At 66.9% G+C, this 18,514-nt stretch carries 17 protein-coding genes and 1 riboswitch; of the genes, 6 read left to right on the top strand and 11 right to left on the bottom strand.

Features of this window, described 5'->3' with window-relative positions; genetic code table 11:
- The first annotated feature begins 17 nt into the window (after nucleotides 1-17).
- Genes urtD through BW39_RS17095 form a run of 4 tightly spaced genes read left to right on the top strand, consistent with a single transcriptional unit; the run spans nucleotide 18 to nucleotide 3,143 of the window.
- On the top strand, nucleotides 18-761 hold the full coding sequence (gene urtD / locus BW39_RS17110; RefSeq protein WP_012202162.1) for an urea ABC transporter ATP-binding protein UrtD: 744 nt from the start codon (nucleotides 18-20) through the stop codon (nucleotides 759-761).
- Nucleotides 762-781: 20 nt separating this feature from the next.
- Entirely contained in the window at nucleotides 782-1,471 is a 690-nt protein-coding gene (urtE, locus tag BW39_RS17105) for an urea ABC transporter ATP-binding subunit UrtE (RefSeq protein WP_012202163.1), read from the top strand.
- A gap of 36 nt (nucleotides 1,472-1,507) precedes the next feature.
- Nucleotides 1,508-2,737, top strand: a complete 1,230-nt coding sequence (gene fmdA, locus BW39_RS17100) for a formamidase (RefSeq protein ID WP_013800108.1) — start codon at nucleotides 1,508-1,510, stop codon at nucleotides 2,735-2,737.
- A gap of 46 nt (nucleotides 2,738-2,783) precedes the next feature.
- Nucleotides 2,784-3,143 (top strand): FmdB family zinc ribbon protein, encoded by a 360-nt coding sequence (locus tag BW39_RS17095; RefSeq protein ID WP_012202165.1) that lies wholly within the window; start codon nucleotides 2,784-2,786, stop codon nucleotides 3,141-3,143.
- A gap of 73 nt (nucleotides 3,144-3,216) precedes the next feature.
- Here the strand turns inward: BW39_RS17095 and BW39_RS17090 are convergent, their stop codons facing one another.
- The 5 genes from BW39_RS17090 to BW39_RS17070 are packed head-to-tail and all read right to left on the bottom strand — an operon-like array spanning nucleotide 3,217 to nucleotide 6,954.
- A complete protein-coding gene (locus tag BW39_RS17090; RefSeq protein WP_016448706.1) occupies nucleotides 3,217-3,963 on the bottom strand; it encodes an amino acid ABC transporter ATP-binding protein in 747 nt (248 codons plus the stop codon).
- Nucleotides 3,950-4,603: an amino acid ABC transporter permease gene (locus BW39_RS17085; protein WP_012202167.1), complete on the bottom strand. Its 654-nt coding sequence runs from the start codon at nucleotides 4,601-4,603 to the stop codon at nucleotides 3,950-3,952. The genes BW39_RS17090 and BW39_RS17085 overlap by 14 nt, the downstream gene beginning before the upstream one ends.
- Nucleotides 4,600-5,328: an amino acid ABC transporter permease gene (locus tag BW39_RS17080; RefSeq protein WP_043823245.1), complete on the bottom strand. Its 729-nt coding sequence runs from the start codon at nucleotides 5,326-5,328 to the stop codon at nucleotides 4,600-4,602. The genes BW39_RS17085 and BW39_RS17080 overlap by 4 nt, the downstream gene beginning before the upstream one ends.
- Before the next feature lie 31 nt (nucleotides 5,329-5,359).
- Nucleotides 5,360-6,166: a transporter substrate-binding domain-containing protein gene (locus tag BW39_RS17075; RefSeq protein WP_043823244.1), complete on the bottom strand. Its 807-nt coding sequence runs from the start codon at nucleotides 6,164-6,166 to the stop codon at nucleotides 5,360-5,362.
- Entirely contained in the window at nucleotides 6,163-6,954 is a 792-nt protein-coding gene (locus BW39_RS17070; protein WP_043823243.1) for a FadR/GntR family transcriptional regulator, read from the bottom strand. Before BW39_RS17070 ends, BW39_RS17075 begins: the two co-directional genes overlap by 4 nt.
- 277 nt (nucleotides 6,955-7,231) lie before the next feature.
- A riboswitch (S-adenosyl-L-homocysteine riboswitch) is annotated at nucleotides 7,232-7,358 on the top strand.
- Between the two features lie 54 nt (nucleotides 7,359-7,412).
- Here BW39_RS17070 and metH point away from each other — a divergent pair.
- Nucleotides 7,413-10,142, top strand: a complete 2,730-nt coding sequence (gene metH, locus BW39_RS17065; protein WP_081816233.1) for a methionine synthase — start codon at nucleotides 7,413-7,415, stop codon at nucleotides 10,140-10,142.
- Nucleotides 10,143-10,326: 184 nt separating this feature from the next.
- Here the strand turns inward: metH and BW39_RS17060 are convergent, their stop codons facing one another.
- The 5 genes from BW39_RS17060 to BW39_RS17040 form a co-directional block, all read right to left on the bottom strand.
- Nucleotides 10,327-10,698, bottom strand: a complete 372-nt coding sequence (locus tag BW39_RS17060) for a DUF2195 family protein (RefSeq protein ID WP_052155365.1) — start codon at nucleotides 10,696-10,698, stop codon at nucleotides 10,327-10,329.
- 98 nt (nucleotides 10,699-10,796) lie between these two features.
- Nucleotides 10,797-12,140, bottom strand: coding sequence for a glycerophosphodiester phosphodiesterase family protein (locus tag BW39_RS17055; RefSeq protein WP_034397710.1), 1,344 nt, complete (start codon nucleotides 12,138-12,140; stop codon nucleotides 10,797-10,799).
- Nucleotides 12,141-12,311: 171 nt separating this feature from the next.
- A complete protein-coding gene (locus tag BW39_RS17050) occupies nucleotides 12,312-12,998 on the bottom strand; it encodes a GntR family transcriptional regulator (protein ID WP_043823241.1) in 687 nt (228 codons plus the stop codon).
- Complete coding sequence (locus BW39_RS17045; protein ID WP_043823239.1) at nucleotides 12,995-14,338, bottom strand: C4-dicarboxylate transporter DctA; 1,344 nt, start codon at nucleotides 14,336-14,338, stop codon at nucleotides 12,995-12,997. The genes BW39_RS17050 and BW39_RS17045 overlap by 4 nt, the downstream gene beginning before the upstream one ends.
- 309 nt (nucleotides 14,339-14,647) lie before the next feature.
- Nucleotides 14,648-15,961 (bottom strand): MFS transporter, encoded by a 1,314-nt coding sequence (locus BW39_RS17040; RefSeq protein WP_012202177.1) that lies wholly within the window; start codon nucleotides 15,959-15,961, stop codon nucleotides 14,648-14,650.
- Nucleotides 15,962-16,125: 164 nt separating this feature from the next.
- On the opposite strand from BW39_RS17040, the gene argE reads away from it, so the two are divergent.
- Nucleotides 16,126-17,289 carry an acetylornithine deacetylase gene (argE, locus tag BW39_RS17035; RefSeq protein ID WP_043823237.1) on the top strand — a complete coding sequence of 388 codons (1,164 nt, stop codon included), beginning with the start codon at nucleotides 16,126-16,128 and terminating at the stop codon, nucleotides 17,287-17,289.
- Between the two features lie 144 nt (nucleotides 17,290-17,433).
- On the opposite strand, the gene BW39_RS17030 is transcribed toward argE, so the two are convergent.
- Nucleotides 17,434-18,465: a cyclase family protein gene (locus tag BW39_RS17030; protein ID WP_043823444.1), complete on the bottom strand. Its 1,032-nt coding sequence runs from the start codon at nucleotides 18,463-18,465 to the stop codon at nucleotides 17,434-17,436.
- Between the last annotated feature and the right edge of the window lie 49 nt (nucleotides 18,466-18,514).

Below are 18,514 nucleotides of genomic sequence, written 5' to 3'. Positions count from 1 at the left end.
CACAGCGGGAGCACACCATGAGCAATACCGACTTCACGCTGGCCGTGGAAGACCTGACGGTCTCCTTCGATGGCTTCAAGGCCATCGACGCGCTGAACCTGTACATCGACAAGAACGAGCTGCGCGTCATCATCGGCCCCAACGGCGCGGGCAAGACCACGCTGCTGGACCTGATCTGCGGCAAGACCCGCGCCACGGCCGGCAGCATCAAGTTCAAGAACGAGGAACTCACGCGCATGGCCGAGCACAAGCGCGTGCGCCTGGGGATCGGGCGCAAGTTCCAGACACCGTCCATCTACGAGAACCTCTCGGTCTTCCAGAACCTGGAGGTCTCCTACCCGCAAGGCCGCTCGGTCTTCGGCGCGCTGGCCTTCAAGTGCACGGAGGCGGTGCGCGATCGCGTGCAGGCCGTGGCCGCCGACATCGGCCTGGACGAGCGCCTGGACACCGAGGCCGGCCTGCTCAGCCATGGCCAGAAGCAGTGGCTGGAGATCGGCATGCTGCTCATGCAGGAGCCCGAGCTGCTGATGCTGGACGAGCCCATCGCCGGCATGAGCGCCCGCGAGCGCGAACTGACGGCCGAGCTGCTGCAGCGCATCTGCAAGAACCGCTCCGTCATCGTCATCGAGCACGACATGGAGTTCGTCGCGCGCATCGCGCACAAGGTCACCGTCATGCACCAGGGAAAGATCCTCGCCGAGGGTCCCATGGACAAGGTGCAGGCCGACCCCAAAGTCATCGACGTCTACCTCGGCCACTGAGGCACGCACAAGGAATTCACATGCTGCAAGTCAAGGATCTGTACGTGGCCTATGGCCAGAGCGAGGCGCTGCACGGCATCAGCTTCGAGGGCCGCGAGAACGAAACCGTGGCCATCATGGGCCGCAACGGCATGGGCAAGACCACGCTGTTCAAAAGCCTGATGGGCGTCATGCCCGCCAAGAGCGGCCAGATCACCGTGGCCGGCCAGGACGTCACGAAGGACGAGAGCTTCCGGCGCGTGGCCAAGGGCATCGCCTACGTGCCCCAGGGCCGCATGATCTTCCCCACGCTGACCGTGGAAGAGAACATACAGACGGGCCTGGAGAACGCGAAGACGCGCCAGGTGCCCGACGACATCTACGCCCTGTTCCCCGTGCTCTGGGACATGCGCCGGCGCAAGGGCGGCAACCTCTCGGGCGGGCAGCAGCAGCAGCTGGCCATTGCGCGTGCCCTGGTCACCGACCCCAAGGTGCTGCTGCTGGACGAGCCCACCGAGGGCATACAGCCTTCCATCATCAAGGACATCGCCAAGGCGCTCAACGAGATCCGCAAGCTGCGCCGCATCACCATCGTGGTCAGCGAACAGGTGCTTTCCTTCGCCATGGATGTGGCCGACCGGCTGTTCGTCATCGAGGGCGGCCGCCTGGTCCATGAGACGGCCCGTGCTGATACGGATGAACAGCGCATCAAGTCCTACCTCTCCGTCTGATCCGTTTTTTCCCACTGCCATCGCAAGGAGCACACCATGGCCGAAACCCTGATCAAGGTCGATCTCAACCAGTCCCCCTACGACAACCCGCAGGTGCACAACCGCTGGCATCCCGACATCCCCATGGCGGTCTGGGTGGAGCCGGGCGCGGAGTTCAAGCTGGAGACCTATGACTGGACCGGCGGCGCCATCAAGAACGACGACAGCGCCGAAGACGTGCGCGACGTGGACCTGTCCACCGTCCACTTCCTGTCCGGCCCCGTGGGCGTGAAGGGCGCGCAGCCCGGCGACCTGCTGGTGGTGGACCTGCTGGACATCGGCGCGCGCGACGACAGCCTCTGGGGCTTCAACGGCTTTTTCTCCAAGCAGAATGGCGGCGGCTTCCTGGACGAGCATTTCCCGCTGGCCCAGAAGTCCATCTGGGACTTCCACGGCATGTTCACCAAGAGCCGCCACATCCCCGGCGTCAACTTCGCAGGCCTCATCCACCCGGGCCTGATCGGCTGCCTGCCCGACCCCAAGATGCTGGCCAGCTGGAACGAGCGCGAGACCGGCCTCATCGCCACCGACCCCGACCGCATTCCCGGCCTGGCCAACCCGCCCAACGCCACCACCGCCCACATGGGCCAGATGCAGGGCGAGGCGCGCGACAAGGCCGCCGCCGAAGGCGCACGCACCGTGCCGCCGCGCGAGCACGGCGGCAACTGCGACATCAAGGATCTCTCGCGCGGCTCGCGCGTGTTCTTCCCCGTCTACGTGGACGGCGCGGGCCTGAGCGTGGGCGACCTGCACTTCAGCCAGGGCGATGGCGAGATCACCTTCTGCGGCGCCATCGAGATGGCCGGCTGGGTGCACATGAAGGTCAGCCTCATCAAGGGCGGCATGGCCAAGTACGGCATCAAGAACCCCATCTTCAAGCCCAGCCCCATGACGCCCAACTACAAGGACTACCTGATCTTCGAAGGCATCTCGGTGGACGAAAAGGGCAAGCAGCACTACCTGGACGTGACCGTGGCCTACCGCCAGGCCTGCCTGAACGCCATCGAGTACCTGAAGAAATTCGGCTACAGCGGCGCCCAGGCCTACTCGCTGCTGGGCACGGCGCCCGTGCAGGGCCACATCAGCGGCGTGGTGGATGTGCCCAATGCCTGCGCCACGCTGTGGCTGCCCACGGAGATCTTCGACTTCGACATCAATCCCACGGCCGAGGGACCACAGAAGATCATCACGGGCGGGGTGGATCTGCCCATCGCCCAGGACAAGTAAGCCCGGCATACGACACCCGCCATCCACCATCCGCCAGAGGCCGCCCATGCCCACCTATGACTACCACTGCACCGCATGCGGCGGCTTCGACGCGCTGCGCAGTCTCTCGCAGCGCAACGAGCCCGCGCCCTGCCCCAGCTGCGAGGCAGCCTCGCCCCGCGTCTTCGTCAGCGCGCCGCGCCTGGCCTGCACCAGCCCCGAACAGCGCCGCGCCCATGACACCAACGAGCGCGCCCGGCACGAGCCCAGGCGCTCACGCGATGTGGCCGAGGGCAGCTACGCGCGCATGCGCCACCCTTCGGGCTGCGGCTGCTGCAGCGGCGCCAGCAAGCGCGGCTCCACGGTCACGGCGCCCAACGGTGCCAAGACCTTCCCGACCAAGCGGCCCTGGATGATCAGCCACTGACCTCGGCCCCTGCGCCGCACCGATGCAAAAAAAGGCCCGCGACGCGGGCCTTTGTCCTGCCTGGCCGTACCGCTCAGTGCACGGCGCCGATGAAGCCCGCCAGCTCCGGCGTCTGCGGGCTGGCGAACAGCTGCTTGGCCGGGCCGCTTTCGTGGATCAGGCCCTGGTGCATGAACACCAGCTGGTCGCCCACGTCGCGGGCAAAGCGCATCTCGTGCGTGACCATGATCAGCGTCATGCCCTCGGCGGCGAGCTGCTTGACCACGGCCAGCACCTCGTTGACCAGCTCCGGGTCCAGGGCCGAGGTGATCTCGTCGCACAGCAGCACCTTGGGCTGCATGGCCAGCGCGCGTGCAATGGCCACGCGCTGCTGCTGGCCGCCGCTGAGCTGGTCGGGGTAGCTGTCGTACTTGTCGCCCAGGCCGACCTTGGCCAGCATCTGGCGCGCCAGCGCCGCCGCCTCGGGCTTTTTCACGCCCTTGACCACGGTGGGCGACAGGGCCACGTTCTCGCCCGCCGTCAGGTGGGGGAACAGGTTGAACTGCTGGAACACCATGCCCACGTTCAGGCGCAGCGCGCGCAGCTGGGCGGGCGAGGGCGCGCTGCCCTCCGAGCCCTTGAGCACGGCGTCGTCCACCACGATCTGGCCGGACTGGATGGCCTCCAGCCCGTTGATGGAGCGCAGCAGCGTGCTCTTGCCCGAGCCGCTGCGGCCGATGATGGCGACCACCTGGCCGCTGTCCACGCTCAGGTCCACGCCCTTGAGCACATGGTTGTTGCCGTAATGCTTGTGAACGGCGCGCACATCAACGAGCGGCATAGAGTTTCTTCTCCAGATGGGATGCGTAGAGGGACAGGGGCCAGCACAGCAGGAAGTAGCCTGCGGCGACCAGGCCGTAGATGAGGAAGGGCTGGAAGGTGGCGTTGGCCAGCATGGAGCCGAGCTTGGTCAGCTCGCTGAAGCCGATGATCGAGGCCACGGCCGTGCCCTTGATGATCTGTACCGAGAAGCCGACCGTGGGCGCTATCGACAGGCGCAGCGCCTGCGGCAGCACCACATGGCGCATCTGCTGCAGGTAGCCCATGGCCAGGCTGGACGAGGCTTCCCACTGGCCGCTGGGGATGGACTCCACGCAGCCGCGCCAGACCTCGGCCAGGTAGGCGCTGGTGTACAGCGTCAGGCCGATGGCGGCCGCCGTCCAGGGCGAGATGTCCAGGCCGGCCATGGACGAGCCGAAGAACACGATGAACATCTGCATCAGCAGCGGCGTGTTCTGGAAGGCCTGGATATAGGCCTTGGCCAGGCGGCGCAGGTTCTGGCTGCGGCCCACGCGGGCGAACAGCACCAGCAATCCGGTGGCGCCGCCCAGCACGAAGGCCAGCAGCGACAGCGCCAGCGTGGCCAGCAGGCCCTCGGCCAGCTTGGCCAGGATGGGCAGCAGGGGAATGTCGGCAATCATGCGGCGTCTCCGGCAGTGGTTGCAGGTGCAGCGGGTGCAGCGGGCCGGGCTGCACTCGGCGTGCGGCGGCCCACCACGAAGCGCTGGCCTATCCAGGCCAGCAACTGGCGCAGTGCCAGGGCCAGCACGAAGTACGCCGCCGTCACCACCAGGTAGGTCTCGAACGCGCGGAAGTTGCGCGACTGGATGAAGTTGGCCGCAAACGTCAGGTCCTGGGCGGCGATCTGCGAGACCACCGAGGTGCCCAGCATCACGATCACGATCTGGCTGCTCAGCGAGGGCCAGACCCGCTGCAGCGCAGGGCGCAGCACCACATGGCGGAAGACCGCCCAGCGGCCCATGCCCAGCGCGCCAGCGGCTTCCAGCTGGCCGCGCGGCGTCTCCTGGATGCCGGCGCGCACGATCTCGGTGATGTAGGCGCCCAGGTTGATCACCGTGGTCAGCAGGCAGGCCTGCCATTCGTTGATCTGCACGCCCAGCGAAGGCAGGCCGAAGAACACGAACATCAGCTGCACCAGGAAGGGCGTGTTGCGTATGCCCTCCACGTACACCTTGAACAGCCAGTGCAGCGGCGCAATGCGCCAGGCGCGGCTGACGCCGCCGGCCACGCCGATGGCGCCGCCCAGCACGGCGCCCGCCGCCGTCAGCGCCAGCGTGAAGCCTGCGCCCTGTGCCAGCAGGCCGCTGTAGTCGAACACGGCGCCGAAGTCGAATTGATAGGCCATGGAAGGATTTCCGGGAGCAGGGGCGCAGCGGTTACAGGGTGGCGGGCAGCGGCATCTTCATCCAGCGCTGGGACAGGCCGGTTAGGCGGCCGTCGGCCTTGAGCTTGGTGATGATGGCGTCCACCTTCTGCAGCAGCGCCGGCTCGCCCTTGGCCACGCCGATGTAGCAGGGTGTGTCCTCGACCGCGAACTTCACGTCCAGCTGGCGCAGCCTGGTGCGCTCGTTGACGGCGTTGGCCACGATGTTGCCCAGCGTCACCAGCTGCACCTGGCCCGTCAGATAGCTTTGCGCGGTGGCGTTGTTGTCCTCGTAGCGCTTGATGGTGGCCGAGGCCGGCGCCACCTGCGTGAGGGCCAGGTCCTCGGTGGAGCCGCGCGTCACGCCCACGGTCTTGCCGGCCAGGTCGGCAGGGGCCTTGATGCTCACGTCCTTGGGGCCGTAGACGCTCTTGGGGAAGGGCGCATAGGCCTGGGTGAAGTCGATCACCTTGGCGCGCTCGGCGTTCTTGCCCAGGCTGGAGATGACGATGTCGGCCTTGCCCGTGGTCAGGAAGGGGATGCGGTTGGTGCTGGTCACGGGCACCAGCTCCACCTTCACGCCCAGCTCCTGGGCCACCAGGGCCGCCATGTCGATGTCATAGCCCTGCAGCTTCAGGTCGGTGCCCAGCGAGCCGAAGGGCGGGAAGTCCTGCGGAATCGCCACGCGCAGCACGCCGGCCTTCTGGATGTTGGCCAGCATGTCGGCATGGGCTGCGCCGCCCAGGCCGGCAGCGGCCAGGGTGGCGGCCGCCAGGGCGGTGCGGATGAATGCGCGGCGGGGTGTCAGGGAGGAAGTCATGCGAAAGCTCCTTCGGGAGGGGGGATGAGGCGAAAGGAAAGCGGGTCAGGGTCGGGCGCAGATGTATCGGGCGCCGTCGCGTCGGGCGCCGCCGCGTCGTCCGGTGTGTCGAGATCGATGCCGCTGCGCCTTGCGGCCGACAGCAGGTGGGCGCGCATGGCGCCCGCGGCACCCGGCGCATCGCCCGCGCAGACGGCCTGCACGATGGCGTCGTGCTCGCGCACCGGCTGGTCGTCGGCGCCGCTCCAGGCAAACGGCAGGCGCAGGCTGTGGCTGATGGCCAGCTCCAGCTGGCGCGCCATGGCCACCAGGCCCGGGTTGCCCGACAGCTGGGCCAGCAGCAGGTGGAACTGCAGATCGGCGTCGGCGGCGGCCAGCAGGTCGCTGCGGGCGAGGGCGTGGGCCAGCTGGGACTGGGTCCATTGCAGCTGGCGCAGGCCGCTGTCGTCGGCGCGCACGGCCGCCAGCGCGGCCCAGCCCGGCTCCAGCACCAGGCGCAGCTCGATCAGCTGGCGCGGCGACAGCGTGCCCAGCGCCGGGGTGGCATAGGCGCGGTGCATGCGTGCACGGCCGCTGTGCGGGCCGTTGATGCGCACGCCCTTGCCCGGCTGGATCTCGACCAGGCCCAGGGCCTCCAGCATAGACAGCGCCTCGCGCAGCGAAGCGCGGCTGATGCCCAGCTGCCGGGCCAGCTCGCGCTGCGGCGGCAGCTGGCTGCCGCCGGGATAGTGGCCGCTCAAGATGTGCTGCTGCAGCGTCTGGGCCATCGAGATCGGAATGCTTTGCATGGGCTGGCGCGGGTGGAGGGTTTTGGCCTGACTGGTCAGACCACGTAACCAGCAGATAGCGAATTGCGTGCCAGATTCAAAAAAAGGAGCGTTGTCCTCAGGTGCTGCAAAGAATCCGGGGCGATGGGGTATCGACAATCCGCCCCGAAGGCGGCGCCGGCGGCCCGCGCTGCCGCGCTTTGGTGCAGTGCCGCATGGCTTTGTGCAGGCCTGCCCCGAATGCGGGCGTAAAACCCGCACTGCAGGCCGCCGCCAGCCGCCGTAGAATCCCGGGCTTTGGCCCGAGGAGCGTTGCAGCGCGGCACCCGCCCATCCGTACACCGGATCGCGTGCCGCGTCAGGCTTGGGCCAGGTGCAGGTTCCCGGCCGGACCGCGCCCACGGTGCCAACGACGCTCACCTGTTGCCATGCCGTTTTTGCAGGTGAGCTTGATGTCGTCCTCTTTCACTCCCCCTCCCATGCGTCTGTCGGGCCTGGAGCCTGTCTCCATCGGTGAGGGCACGCTGTTCGTCAACGTGGGCGAGCGCACCAACGTCACGGGCTCCAAGGCCTTTGCGCGCATGATCCTCAACGAGCAGTACGAGGAAGCGCTGTCCGTGGCACGCCAGCAGGTGGAAAACGGCGCCCAGGTGATCGACGTGAACATGGACGAGGCCATGCTGGACAGCAAGGCCGCCATGGTGCGCTTCCTGAACCTCATCGCCTCCGAGCCCGACATCGCCAAGGTGCCGGTCATGGTGGACAGCTCCAAGTGGGAGGTCATCGAGGCCGGCCTGCGCTGCCTGCAGGGCAAGGGCATCGTCAACTCCATCTCCATGAAGGAAGGCCTGGATGAATTCAAGCGCCAGGCCCGGCTGATCAGGCGCTACGGCGCGGCCGCCGTGGTCATGGCCTTCGACGAGAAGGGCCAGGCCGACACCTACCAGCGCAAGATCGAGATCTGCGAGCGCGCCTACCGCATCCTGGTGGACGAGGTGGGCTTCCCGCCCGAGGACATCGTCTTCGACCCCAACATCTTCGCCGTGGCCACCGGCATCGAGGAGCACGACAACTACGCCGTGGACTTCATCGAGGCCGTGCGCTGGATCAAGAAGAATCTGCCCGGCGCCAAGGTCTCGGGCGGCGTCTCCAACGTGAGCTTCAGCTTCCGCGGCAACGACCCCGTGCGCGAGGCCATCCACACCGTGTTCCTGTACCACGCCATCTCGGCGGGCATGGACATGGGCATCGTCAACGCCGGCATGGTCGGCGTCTATGACGACCTGGAGCCCCAGCTGCGCGAGCGCGTGGAAGACGTGGTGCTCAACCGCCGCCCTGACGCTGCCGAACGCCTGCTGGAGATTGCCGACGCCGCCAAGGGCGCCGCCAAGGACGACAGCAAGAAGCTCGAATGGCGCGGCACGCCCGAGAACCCGAAGACCGTGGGCGAGCGCCTGTCGCACGCCCTGGTGCACGGCATCACCGACTTCATCGTCGCCGACACCGAAGAGGCCTACCAGCAGATCGTGGTGCAGGGCGGCGGCCGCCCGCTGCACGTGATCGAAGGCCCGCTGATGGACGGCATGAACATCGTGGGCGACCTGTTCGGCGCCGGCAAGATGTTCCTGCCCCAGGTGGTCAAGTCGGCGCGCGTGATGAAGCAGGCCGTGGCCCACCTCGTGCCCTACATCGAAGAGGAAAAGCGCCAGCAGGAGGCGGCGGGCCTGGACGTGTCCAGCAAGGGCAAGATCGTCATCGCCACCGTCAAGGGCGATGTGCACGACATCGGCAAGAACATCGTCACCGTGGTCCTGCAGTGCAACAACTTCGAGGTCATCAACATGGGCGTGATGGTGCCCTGCCATGAGATCCTGGCCCGGGCCAAGGCCGAGGGCGCGGACATCATCGGCCTGTCGGGCCTGATCACGCCCAGCCTCGAAGAGATGCAATACGTCGCCGGCGAGATGCACAAGGACGACTACTTCCGCATCAAGAAGATTCCGCTGCTGATCGGCGGCGCCACCTGCTCGCGCGTGCACACCGCCGTCAAGATCGCCCCTAAGTACGAAGGCCCCGTGGTCTACGTGCCCGATGCCTCGCGCAGCGTCAGCGTGGCCCAGAGCCTGCTGGGCGAGAACAAGGGCAACTACCTGGCCGAGATCCAGGCCGACTACGACAAGGTCCGCACCCAGCACGCCAACAAGAAGAAGACGCCGCTGTGGCCTCTGGCAAAGGCCCGCGCCAACGCCACGCCCGTGGACTTTTCCCAGGCTCCCGTGGCGCCGCGCGCCCTGGGCCGGCGCGTGTTCCGCAACTTCGACCTGGCCGAGATCGCCGAATACATCGACTGGGGCCCGTTCTTCCAGACCTGGGACCTGGCCGGCCCCTATCCGGCCATCCTCGACGACGAGATCGTCGGCGTCGAGGCGCGCAAGGTGCTGGCTGACGGCCAGGCCATGCTCAAGAAGATCATCGAAGGCCGCTGGCTGCAGGCCAACGGCGCCATCGGCCTGTTCCCTGCCAACCGCGTGGGCGATGACATCGAGTTCTACGCCGATGAGTCCCGCAGCCAGGTGCTGATGACCTGGTACGGCATGCGCCAGCAGACCGAAAAGCAGATGGTGGAAGGTCCGGATGGCCAGCCCTTGATGCGCCCCAGCCGCTGCCTGTCCGACTTCGTGGCCACCAAGGAATCGGGCATCCAGGACTACGCGGGCCTGTTCGCCGTCACGGCCGGCATCGGCGCCGAGAAAAAGGACAAGGAGTTCCAGGACGCGCTGGACGACTACTCCGGCATCATGTTCAAGGCCCTGGCCGACCGCCTGGCCGAGGCCTTCGCCGAATGCCTGCACCAGCGCGTGCGCAAGGACCTGTGGGGCTATGCGCCCGATGAGGACCTCAGCAACGAAGCGCTGATCAAGGAACAGTACAAGGGCGTGCGCCCCGCGCCCGGCTACCCGGCCTGCCCCGACCACAGCGCCAAGACCGACCTGTTCGCCGTGCTCAAGGCCGACGAGATCGGCATGAGCCTGACCGAAAGCCTTGCCATGAACCCGGCCTCCAGCGTCAGCGGCTTCTACATCGGCCACCCCGACGCCGTCTACTTCAACGTCGGCGAGATCGGCGAGGACCAGCTCGCCGACATGGCCGCGCGCCGGGGCATGGACATTGAGGAGCTGCGCCGGTTGCTGGCGCCGAATCTCGCCTGATATTGGGTTGACCGCTGGCTTGGCTACGCCGGTCAGGCGTGCGATTTTTCGCTATTTTGGACAAAGGCATTCATCTTTGACTGGAATAGCGGACAGGGCGCGCCAGCGGCGCAGGCAGTCGACCAGAAGATGTGATCCGGCGGAGCGTTCACGCGCGCGCCGATGCTGCCGGAGCCAGGATGCCCTACAAGGGCCCGGTGCACGCCAGCCGAACCCGCACCTCCTTGTTGGCGACCAGGGCCGGATCGGTCGCAAGGACGAGTTTTCTCTCCCCCCCGCTGCCCAGGTCGATCAGGCCTTCCTGCAGTACCTGCCGGACGCCCCCTCGGTTCACGCTGCTCGTGTAGGTCGCCAGAGCCGAAAGGCACCCGCACTCGCCAATCGATTTGCGCAGTTGAACACGGGTGTTCGCCCACACCACGTTGGACTCTGTGGAAGTCTTCGTCGCCGTGATCGACACGCAGGCTGAAAGATCGTTCTGAAACGTTATCTGGTCGGCATGGGCAGCAAAGGCGGACCCAGCCAAAAGAGCGGCCGATATTGCGTATCTGTTCATGCCGTACAAGTGTGCCTCCGTTCGGTTGGATGTCCGATGCCGCGCCCAAAAAACAAGGCGCACGAGGCGCCTTGTCATGGGTCAGCGGGATGGGAGTTTCAGAGCCCGATTTCCTTGTTGTACGCCTTGCGCGCCGCCACGGCCGTGTCCGTGAAGTCGGTGAACACGCCGTCGATGCCCAGGCGGTAGTAGGTCAGGTATTCCTGCACGGGGTCGCCCTTGTACAGGCCGGCCAGGCGGCCCGGCTCGTTGCGGAAGGTGAAGCTGTGCACGATCAGGCCGGCCTTGTGGGCGTCGCGGATCAGGCCCGTGTCCTTGACGGTGTTCACGTCCTTGAGGCCGGCGCCGTCCTTGTAGGGCACGACGGAGTGGGCCAGGACCTGGGGCTTCCAGGGGCCGATGCCGTCGGCATAGGTCTTGATGTCGGCCAGGCCTGCGGGCGTGAGCATGGCGGCGAAGGTGCGGGCGTCGCCGGCCAGGGTCCAGCTGTAGGGGCGGCCGCTGATGAAGGTCCACTCATCGTTGGTGATGTAGACCATGGAGCCGTCGCGCAGGCTGAAGTCGTTGCCGTCGATCAGTTGCACGCCCTTGGCCTTCATGCCGGCCTGGCGCAGGTACTTGAGGCTGGCCGGGTCGAAGCTCTGGATGTAGATGGCCGAGTCCTTGGCGTTGAGCTTGTTCTGGTCCAGCAGCTTGATCACCGCATCTTCGAAGGGGCGCGAGCCGGGCGCGCCGCAGCCGTTGGCGATCGCCTGCTGGTTGTTCCAGTAGGGGTTCTTGGTCTCGGCGTAGACGGGGATGGTGCGGCCCAGGGCCTTGCCCTTGGCGGCGGCGATGTCCAGCACGTCCTGGGCGCTGATCAGGGGCAGCTTGCCGTTCCACTCGGTGGGGCGCTCGCTGCGGTTGTCCAGGATGGTGCCGGTCAGCCAGCTGCGCAGCTCCTGCAGCGTGAAGTCGCTGATGGACCAGTCGTTGCGGTGGTCCTCGCCATCGACCACCAGGGCCTTGAGCACGGACTTGGGATCGTTGGCATCGAGCTGGTCGCTCAGGTATTGCGAGGGGCCGTTGGCAGGCACGGCGGGGTACTTCACGTTGACCAGCACGCCGGCCGTGGTGCGCTGGCGGCGTGCCACTTCGGCATTGGTCTTGGCCACGTCGGCCACGTTGGTGCTGTCGCTGAGCCAGGCGTTGTGGCGGGCGACCAGCTGGCAGTCCTTCGTCATGTGCATGTCGAGTTCGAGCATGTCCGCGCCTGCATCGGCGGCGGCCTCATAGGCCATGCGCGTCTGCTCCGGGAACTTGCCCGAGAAGCCGCGGTGGGCGATCACCTGGGGCTGCTTTCCGTCGAGCGTGAGGTAGAACGAGCCGCCGTCACCGCCGCAGGCCGTGAGGACTGCAGCCGCGCACAGGGACGCGAGCAGGGGAGTGCGGGAAAAGGACATAGGACGTTGGGTCATATCCGAAGCAGTGGTGGGTTGATGAACGGCGCGCAATGCGCCAACTCAGCAGCGTATGCAGTCAGCCGTGTCGGCACCATGACAGTGCGTCCCGTATGGCCCAGATTGGCGTTTTAGCGACGGTCGACGGAAATTTGCCGCCCCTCCGACACAGGGTTATCCCCCGAACAGGGGCGCCAGCGTGGCGCGCAGGCGGTCGCTGGCGTCGGGCGCCTCTGGCGGGCGGATTTCCAGCGAGCGTTCCACCGTGCCGATGTGCTCCAGCAGCAGGGCCTTGGCGCCCTCGGTGTCGCCGCGCTCCAGCGCCTCGACGATGCGTTCGTGCTCGGCGCAGGACTGGCTGGCGCTGTGCGTGGACTGGAACAAGGTGGCCGCCAGCGTGGTGCGCGCCGTGAGGTCGCGCAGGGTGAGCGCCAGCAGGCGGTGGCCCATCTGCTCGGCCAGGCAGACGTGGAAGTCGGCCAGCAGGAACGCGCGCGTGGCCGCGTCGGCGCCGGCAATGGCTTCCTGCTCCTGGGCGATGTGGCGGCGCAGCTGGCCGATCACGCTTTGCATCGGGCGGCCGGCCTCACCCAGGATGCCGGTCTCGATGATGCGGCGCGCCGCGAAGGCATCCTGCGCTTCCTCGGCCGAGGGCTGGACCACGTACCAGCCGCGCCGGGGCTGCACCTGCACGAAGCCGCGCGCCTGCAGCTGCATCAGCGCCTCGCGCACCATGGTTCGGCTGACCGCGAAGTTGTCGGCCAGCTCCTGCTCCCCCAGCCGTTCGCCGGGCGCCAGTTTCTGGGCCAGGATGGCTTCGACGACGCGCTCGGCGATGTGCTGGGGGCTTACAGGTGTCATTGCGTTGCAGGGTGGGCAGGAGTCACGGTTGCGGGGACGGCGGCGGCGCCGGAGGGCTCGGCGTCGGGCCCCTGATTGTCGGCCAGGCCGTTGAGCACGGCATGGGCGCGCTCGCGGTCGATGTCACCTTCCCAGGCCGCGATGGCCACGGTGGCCACGCAGTTGCCGATCAGGTTGCCCAGCGCGCGGGCAATGCCCATGAACCAGTCCACCGACAGCACCAGCACCAGGCCGATGGCGGGGATGGCCGGAATCGCATGCAGCGTGGCCGCCAGCACCACGATGGCCGAGCCCGGCACGCCGTGGGCGCCCTTGGAGGTCACCAGCGCAATCGCCAGGATGGTCAGCAGGTCGGCCATGCCGATGGGCGTGTTCGTGGCCTGGGCGATGAACACGGCCGCCAGCGTGATGTAGATGGAGAAGGCATCCAGGTTGAACGAGTAGCCCGTGGGAATCACCAGGCCCACGGTGGAGTCGCGCACGCCCATGTTGCGCAGCTTGGCCATGATCTGGGGCAGCACGCTGTCCGACGAGGTGGTGGCGAAGACCACCATCAGCTCCTCGCGCAGGTAGCGCAGCAGCTTGATCAGGCTGAAGCCCGAAAAGCGCATCACCAGGCCCAGCACCACGAAGACGAAGAAGATCACCGCCACGTAGAACAGCAGCACCAGCATGCCCAGCTGCTTGAGCGAGCCGATGCCGTACTGACCCACGGTGAACGAGATCGCACCCAGCACGCCCAGCGGGGCCAGCTTGATGAGGATGCCCATGATCTTGAACAGCACGTTCGACAGCGTGTCGATCAGCGCATGCACGGGCGCGCCGCGCTCGCCCAGCATGGTCAGCGCGCAGCCGAACAGCACGGCGAACAGCAGCACCTGCAGCACGTCGCCCGTGGCAAAGGCCTGCACCACGGTGGTGGGGATGAGCTTCATCAGGAAGTCCACCGTGCCGCCGCTGGTCAGCTTGTCGGCGTTGCTGGCGTAGGCGCTCATGGCCGAGGCGTCGAGCTTGCTCGGGTCCACGTTCATGCCCGCGCCGGGCTGGAACACGAAGGCCAGCACCAGGCCCAGCACCAGGGCGATGGTGGTCAGCACCTCGAAGTAGATCAGCGACTTGACGCCGACCCGGCCCACGCGCTTGAGGTCGCCTGCGCCCGCGATGCCGTGCACCACCACGCAGAACACCAGCACGGGAATGATCATCTTGATGAGCTTGATGAAGCCATCGCCCAGGGGCTTGAGCTTCACGGCCCATTCAGGGGCCAATATTCCGGCGAGCACACCCAGGATGAGTGCGATCACCACCTGTCCGAACAGTGATCTGGCAAAGCGGCGCATAGTCGTCTTTCGCAAGTTGTGGAATCTTGTATGCAAGTGGATTTACAACTTGCATGCAAGAATGTAGACAAGCGAAACGCGTGCCAGCAGAGGGTATTCCCTGCAGATTTGCGGCACTCGAGAGAGCATCAGCCCTGACTTTTTCTGCATGAAATCCGCCGATGCGGGCGGGCCTCCCCGCCGTGGTGCAGGGCGGGTGGCCGTCATGCCCGCGCATGGTGCGCAGGCGGGCGCGCGTGCGGGGCGCAGGCCCCGTGGCGGGGCATGCGGGGTATGCGCGGGCGCGGTGCCTTGCGCACCGCACCGGGATCAGCGCAGGTTGCGCTCCATCGCGCGGTCCTTGATGAAGAAGGCCGCGAACAGGCCCAGCGTCACGCCGAACATCACATAGAAGGCCGGCGCCATGGGCGAGCCCGTGGAGCGGATCAGCCAGGTCACGATGAACTGCGCGAAGCCGCCGAAGATCATCACCGCCACGTTGTAGGCCATGGACATGCCGGCCGAACGCACCTGGGGCGGGAACAGCTCGGCCATCACCGTGCTGAACACGCCGAAGAACACGGCCACGAACACGCAGACCACCAGCTGGGTGATCAGCAGCTTCTGCACCGTGGGGCCGTCGGTCAGCCAGGCATACAGCGGGTAGAGCACCACCAGGTAGCCGATCAGCGAGCCGATGGTCAGCATGCGGCGGCCCACGCGGTCCGACAGGGCGCCGAAGAACGGCATGATCACCACCATCAGCGCGGCGCCGGCCATCTGCACCATGAAGGCATCGCGCATGGGCAGCTTCAGCGTCACCGTGGCATAGGTCACCAGATAGGTGAAGGTGATGTAGATGGACACCGTGGCCGTGACCACCAGGCCCATGCCCACCAGCGTCTCGCGCGCATGCGTGCGCAGCATCTCCATGATGCCGATCTGGCGCGCCTTGCCGCTGGCCTGCGCGGCCTGCATTTCCTTGAAGACCTCGGGCTCCTCCACATGGCGGCGGATGTACAGCGCCACGGGAACGATCAGCAGGCCCACGGCGAAGGGCACGCGCCAGGCCCAGGCCATCAGCTCTTCCTCGGTGAAGATCTCGGTGATCAGCGTGCCCGTGGCCGCGCCGATCAGCAGGGCCAGCATCTGGCCGGCCATCTGCCAGGAACCATAGAAGCCGCGCTTGCCGGGCGGTGCCAGCTCGATCAGCAGTGCCGTGGAGGTGCCGAACTCGCCGCCGGCCGCAAAGCCCTGCAGCAGCCGTGCCAGCACGATGAACAGCGGCGCCAGGATGCCCACGGCCGCATAGGTGGGCGCCAGCGTGATCAGCGCGATCGCCACGGCCATCAGGCCCGTCACCATCACCATGGCCGCCTTGCGGCCCTTGCGGTCCCCGTACAGGCCCAGCAGGATGCCGCCCACGGGCCGCATGAAGAAGCCCACGCCGAACACGGCCGTGGTCATCAGGATGCGGTTGATGTTGTCGTCCGGATTGTCGGGATTGCTGGGGAAGAACAGCTTGGCGACGATGGGTGTCATGAAGGCGAACACCAGGAAGTCATACCACTCCAGCGCGTTGCCGATGACGGCAGCCACGATGTTGCGGGTCGAGACGGTTTGCTTGGTCAAAGCAGGGTCCATTTCCGAAAAGGGATTGAAAAGACGGCAGTCACGCCCGGGGCATGGGTCGGCGTGCCTGCCCGGGCCGCAACCCGGGCGTACACTGCTTCGCCATATGCAATGCCTATGCCATGGCCTGCGTCGTCCACGAAGGGCGGCGCAGGCCATGGCGCAGATGGAACCACATGACTACCTGGAAAAACACCCGCGACTGGCTGGAAACACTGGTCGCATTCGACACCACCAGCCGCAACTCCAACCTGGCACTGATCGAGTGTGTACGCGATGAGTTGGCCACGCTGGGCGTGAGTGCCCGATTGTTCCACTCTCCGGACGGCGCCAAGGCCAATCTCTTCGCCACTTTGCCGGCCCACAACGGCGAAACGCAGGGTGGCATCGTGCTGTCCGGCCATACCGACGTGGTCCCGGTCGATGGCCAGCAGTGGAGCACCAACCCCTTTGCGCTCACCGAAAAGGGCGGGCGCCTGTATGGTCGCGGCAGCTGCGACATGAAGGGCTTCATCGCCGCCTCGCTGGCGCTGGTGCCCGAATTCCTGGCCACGCAGCGTGCCAGGCCCGTGCACCTGGCCTTCTCGTACGACGAGGAAATCGGCTGCGCGGGCGCGCCCGTGATGATCAACCAGCTCAAGGCCGAGGGCGCGCGCTTCGACGGCTGCGTGGTCGGCGAGCCCACCAGCATGCAGGTCGTGGTGGCGCACAAGGGCATCAACCTCTACCGCTGCCGCGTGCACGGCAAGGCCGCGCATTCGTCGCTCACGCCGCGCGGCAGCAATGCCATCGAGTACGCGGCGCGGCTGATCTGTCGCATCAGGGACATCGCCGACCACTTCAAGGCGCACGGCCCCTACGACGAATTCTTCGACGTGCCCTTCACCACCATGACCACCAACCAGATCCAGGGTGGCATCGCGGTCAACACCATCCCCGAGCTGTGCGAATTCGCCTATGAATTCCGCAACCTGCCCGGCATGTCGGTGGATGGCATCCAGGCCCAGGTCGAGTCCTATGTGCGCGACGAACTGCTGCCGCGCATGCGCGCCGAGTTCGCCGACGCGCGCATCGAGATCGAGACCGGCGCCAGCGCGCCCGCGCTGGAAGCCTCGGAAGAAGCCGCCATCACCCAGCTGGTGCGCGCGCTGACCGCCGACCAGGATAAGCGCAAGGTGGCCTACGGCACCGAGGCCGGCCTGTTCCACAACGCCGGCATTCCCACCGTGGTCTGCGGCCCCGGCTCCATCGAGCAGGCGCACAAGCCCGACGAGTTCGTCGAGCTGGCCCAGCTCGACGCCTGCGAGCGCTTCCTCAGCAAAATGGGCACGAGTCTGTGATCACCCCCTGAGTCGCTTCGCGCCTTCCCCCTCTCTTCGGAGGGGGACGACACCCTTGCTGCGGGGCGGCCCTTGCTCGGTGTCCCTCGCCTTGGGGGCGCGGGAGTTTCGAGGTCAAGCTCAAGAAATCTCGTCTTGCCCCGCTCAGCGCACAGGGATGGCGATGGGCCGCAGCGGCGCGGCATCGCCGCCGCGGATCTTGAGCGGGCCGCCGATGAAGGCGAACTCGTAGACCTTGTCGCGCGACAGGTCGTCCAGCGCCACCAGCTCCATGATGGGCACGCCCTTTTGCGCCAGCAGGTAGCTGTGCAGCGGTACGTAGTCGTCGTCCACCTCGGACGGGAACGTCTCCAGGCTCAGGTTGTCGGCGCCCACGATCATGGCGCCGCCTTCCTCCACCAGGAAGCGCGCGGCATCCAGGCCCAGGCCCGGCGGCTTGGCCATGTAGGCCTGGGGCTGGCCGTACAGCTTCATGCGGCCCGTGCGCACCAGCACGATGTCGCCCTCCTGCAGCGTCACCTTCTGGCGTGCCAGCGCGTCCTTGAGGTCCTGGCGCGTGATGCGGTACTGGTCGGGCAGCATCTCCAGGCCCTTGGCGGCCGCCACGTCGATCAGCACGCCGCGCGCCACCAGCGGCGGGAATTTCTCTATGCCCGTGCGCTGCCAGCCCCGGTCGCCCAGATGCTGGTCTGCGCTGAAGCCGTTCCAGATCCTGCCGCGTATGCCGAAGTGGTTGAGCGCATCGATGTGCGTGCCCGTATGGCTGTACATGGAAAACGCCGTGCCCGTGTAGCTGCGCGTGGCGTTCATGTCCTTGCCCACGTTCATGGGATCGTCCACCACGGTGCCGCGCGGCGTATGCGTCATCCAGAACTGGTAGTGCGGATCGCCCGCGTCCTGCCAGCTGGGCATGCCCACGTAGTACTCGGTGGCCAGGTCATAGACCTGCCCGCCCGTGATGCGCTGCAGGATGGCCGCGCGCGAGGCCGGCGTGATCAGGTTCAGGCGGCCGATCTCGTCGGCCGGCCCCCAGGGGCTGGTGCCCACGTCCTGGCGTGCGCCGGCCGGGGGCTCGTGGCCGCCATGGGCCTGGGCGGCTGTGCTCGCGAAGGCGGTGGCCAGGGCGATCATGAGAGAGGGCAGCGCCATGCGGCGAGCGAAGCGTTGGAGAGTCATGCAAGAGTCCTTGGTCTGCTGAAAAAGGGCGCGCATGCCGCGCGCGAGG

This window comes from Delftia sp. RIT313 (assembly GCF_000632165.1).
Classification (GTDB): Bacteria; Pseudomonadota; Gammaproteobacteria; order Burkholderiales; family Burkholderiaceae_C; genus Comamonas; species Comamonas acidovorans.
The sequence above is the reverse complement of the archived record's forward strand: the minus strand, read 5'-3'. Positions and strand labels throughout refer to the sequence as shown.